Here is a 3718-nt window from a genome sequence, read left to right as displayed (position 1 = left end):
TTTTAAATGTACTACTCTGCTCTATATAATTAATCCACAACGTATCAGTGCTATTGTTTTGTAGTTTGAACTGATGTGTATAGAGTCTTTCACAAGAGGAAAGTAGGATTAGAAAGAAAAATAAGATAAATATTCTTTTCATTATAAAATAAAATAGTTTTGAGTAAAGTTTAGAAGGAATGTTTTTGTTCCTCTGTATTTTTTGCATTTGGATTTCTTGCCCATAAATAAAGCCCAGTAGCCATACTTACTCCTCCAATAACCAAAATCATAAGTGTTTGCGCTCCGTGAGCAAATGCTGCAAATGTCTTAGCAGGTTGTTCCTCTATTCCGTAGGCAATGAGGGTGTACATTACAAAGACATGAAAAGAACCTGTTCCTCCTGGTATTGGAATAACCATTCCTACTCCTGCCATTACCATAGCAGTAAAGCCTGCCATTACAGTAAGATTTGATGTTTCTTCAATAGAAAAAAATAAGACATAAATCATTAGATGATAACAAGCCCAAATAATGAGTGTATGAATAATGTAAAATAACTGTTGTTTTCTATTTAGCTTTGTTATTGATGAAACCCCTTGCCAAATTCCTGCTAAAAATAGTCGGATTTTTATAACAAAGTTATTTTTAAGTATCTGTTCTCTATAAAAATACATAAATACTAAAGAAATAGCCACTACAAAAATCAAAACCCATATCAACCACAAGTTATCATAGAAAGCTCTTTCATAGATTCCAAAATCGGCATACTTATCTAAAAAGCCTTTTATAATCTCCCATTCTACAAAAAAAGTTGTTGTTGTTATGCTTACCAAGAGTATAAAGTCTAAGGCTCTTTCGCCAATAACAGAGCCTAAAGAAGTAGCAATAGGTAATTTATCAGTACGTTTTAAAAACATACAACGAGCAACTTCACCAGCACGAGGAACAGCCGTATTCATCAAATATCCTGTCATAACAGCTACAAAAGCTCTTCTTTTCTGAATTTTGTATCCTAAAGGACGAAGTGCTATTACCCATCTTACACCTCTGCTCCAATGCGCTAAACAACCTAGTAGCATAGATAAAAACACAAACCGATAATCAGCATTTAATAGTGTATTTAGCATTTTCTCTGTGTCGGTATTTCTATATAAAAGGTAAATCAGTAAGATTCCAACGAATAGAGAAACGCCAATTTGAAGTGTTTTTTTTAGTGTAGAGTTCATAAAATTTTTTCTTTTATGTCGTATTTACTTTTTTGAGCAATAGACAACAGGTCTTAGTGAGTATTTTTCAATGAATCCAATAATAAATTGTATTTTTGAATGTCAATGTTCTAAACAAATATATGGTGTTTCGTTTTTCTTCTATTTTTTTTTTCTGTGTCTTGTTTCTTTATCCTACTACAACTTTTGCAGCTCTTTGGGATGAGGAAACTAGCCAGTTGAATGCTGTCCCTTACCAAACAGTAATGCAGGTTTTGGTAGGCAATTATTTAAAACATTCGCAAAATTACCATTTTTGGCGAATATCTGTCTATGAAGATGCTTGGAATAAAAATCCTGATTCCATATCTCTTTATGATGCGATGGCTGTTTCATATCATCTAACAGGCAATACTAACAGAGCTATCCAACTGATGATACAGAAAGAACGAAAAAAAGCAGGTGAATATAGCACATATTCCAATCTAGCCACATTTTATATTGCTGATAGAGAGCTTTATAAAGCTCGTTTTTATGCACAAAGATTACTAAAAAGATTTAGTCCTCTTACATTAAGAGACAAATATCAAGTATATTGGATAGATTACCTCATCGAATGTGCAGCCCGAAAAGGAGCAACAAAAAAGCTACGCCGAAAGATTACACTACCCGTACAGGGCAGCTTTACTGTCGACGATTTAGCTAATGACCGACAAATCTATGAAATTCCTAACTTTTATGCTTTCTTAGCTACAAAATTCAGAACTAAAAAAGATAGAGAGAGTAAAAAATATCGTCTAACAGAAGAGCAGATAGATGAAGCTATTTTTGCTATGTTACAACTACTCCGTTTTTCGCATTCTGATAACGTTATTCTTATTGAAGCTATTGGAGATTTGCTTTTGGGAAAAACAGCCTTACCACAATTAGAGAAAAACCAAGTTACTTACACAGACGAGCAAAAAGAAATATTGAAAAATAAGAGAGGAGCTGCACAAACTGCTGCCTTTGCTTATTTGAGAGCTGCACAACTGATTTCAGACTATTCGCCAAAGACAGCAAAATCTTATACACTATTAGCTTCCTCTGCCCTTTTACACCATCAACATCAACTGCAAAAGAGTGAAAAATACAATACAACAGATATTTCAGTATTTTTGGCGCAAAAAATTAAAGAAAGAGATAATTATCTTAAATCTATCTTTAGTCAGGAAAAAGAATGGATAGCTGAAGGAGGTAGAATAGATGAGAAGTTTGAAGCTAGTTACCTAACAGAAATAGAAGGATATAGCGATTCAACATTTTTTATAAAAACAGACACTGTAGCATCAGAACTTTTATATATTCTTAATGATAATATTCCAGATTACTTGGTGCTTGATTCACTACAAAAATCTGTGTATCTAGCTGCCTTTATTGCTGAACAAGAAGCTAAAAAAAATAAAGATAAAACAGTCATTGTGAGTCGAATAGATACAAAAACCTCTATTCAAGTTGGAATAGTTGCTCTTATTGCGCTCTCTTTAGGAATTATTTTGTTTATACGATTTGCAAAACGAGAGTAACTATTATATTTTTTCTTGAAACTCTGGGCAGTCTAGCTGTATATTCTTATTTGTTAGTTGGGTTTGTAACAGTTTACAAAAGTGTTGATTTTCTTTGTCCTGTCTTTTTTCATAATGATGACAGGAAAAGCACATTCGTTGGACTGTAATAACATTACTCTTGTTTAATTGAAAGATGAGGTGAGTAAGTGTCTTAAAAAAATCTGTTTTGGTTTCTAATGAAAGCTCTGTTACATATTTCTCTAACGGTTTTGAAAAATTTTGTAATTGTTCTACAAGTGCCTTTCCGTGTTCTGTCAATGCAATAGAGTAGGCTCTTTTATCTGTTGGAGATGGAATTTTATGAATAATACCTTTCTTTAACAGAATACGAATGGCATCACTAACTGTTGGTTTAGTAAGGTTAAATTCTTTAGATAAATAGGTTACATTTGCCAGTTCTATGCTATGCTGTTTTATGAATATCAGAATTTGTATTTGTATGGGACTTAAACCATGTTGTTTAGCTTCTTCCCAAAGCAAAACCTTAAACACTTCTGCTATACGCTCTAACCCCATCACTATCTTACTATCTAGTTGTTTCTCCATATATGAAAAGCCTGTAACAATCAATAATTATTACAGGCAAATTTAAGAATTATATAAACGAAAAATTAGTTACAATTCAACATTTCAATGATAGAGAAGCCTTTTCTTTCAATATCTTGCTGAACCTGATCAGATGCAACTTCAATATGACAAAACTTGCATTTTTTTGCCTTAATACCCTCAGTAGAAAAGCCTTTAGTTTGTAAATAATGTTTCCCATACTCAAGAATACGTTCTGTATGCTCAACCTCTGCATTGACCAAAATATCAAAGTGCATGGCTTTACCATCTTTACGTTTTACGTATGTATCCCAAACTGCAACATTCATAATGTATAATTGATTAAAAATAGTAAATATTAGGATTCCTAACTTTTGT

Annotated in this window: 4 protein-coding genes; 1 reads left to right on the top strand and 3 read right to left on the bottom strand. The window is 32.5% G+C overall.

Annotation, left to right across the window (positions count from 1 at the left end):
• Nucleotides 1-170: 170 nt before the first annotated feature.
• Nucleotides 171-1208 carry a lysylphosphatidylglycerol synthase transmembrane domain-containing protein gene (locus QZ659_RS19620; RefSeq protein ID WP_291728650.1) on the bottom strand — a complete coding sequence of 346 codons (1038 nt, stop codon included), beginning with the start codon at nt 1206-1208 and terminating at the stop codon, nt 171-173.
• 122 nt (nt 1209-1330) lie between these two features.
• Between QZ659_RS19620 and QZ659_RS19615 the strand changes: the two genes are divergently transcribed.
• Nucleotides 1331-2752, top strand: coding sequence for a tetratricopeptide repeat protein (locus QZ659_RS19615; protein ID WP_291728649.1), 1422 nt, complete (start codon nt 1331-1333; stop codon nt 2750-2752).
• Between the two features lie 3 nt (nt 2753-2755).
• Here the strand turns inward: QZ659_RS19615 and QZ659_RS19610 are convergent, their stop codons facing one another.
• The gene (locus tag QZ659_RS19610) at nt 2756-3340 is read right to left on the bottom strand and encodes a MarR family winged helix-turn-helix transcriptional regulator (RefSeq protein WP_291728647.1); all 585 of its coding nucleotides are present in this window, start codon (nt 3338-3340) and stop codon (nt 2756-2758) included.
• A gap of 65 nt (nt 3341-3405) precedes the next feature.
• The coding region (locus tag QZ659_RS19605; RefSeq protein WP_291728645.1) for a DUF2024 family protein at nt 3406-3718 on the bottom strand (313 nt) is incomplete at its 5' end.

The organism is Bernardetia sp. (assembly GCF_020630935.1).
Taxonomy (GTDB): domain Bacteria; phylum Bacteroidota; class Bacteroidia; order Cytophagales; family Bernardetiaceae; genus Bernardetia.
Note: the sequence above shows the minus strand (reverse complement) of the source record. Positions and strands in the feature narration are given on the sequence as shown.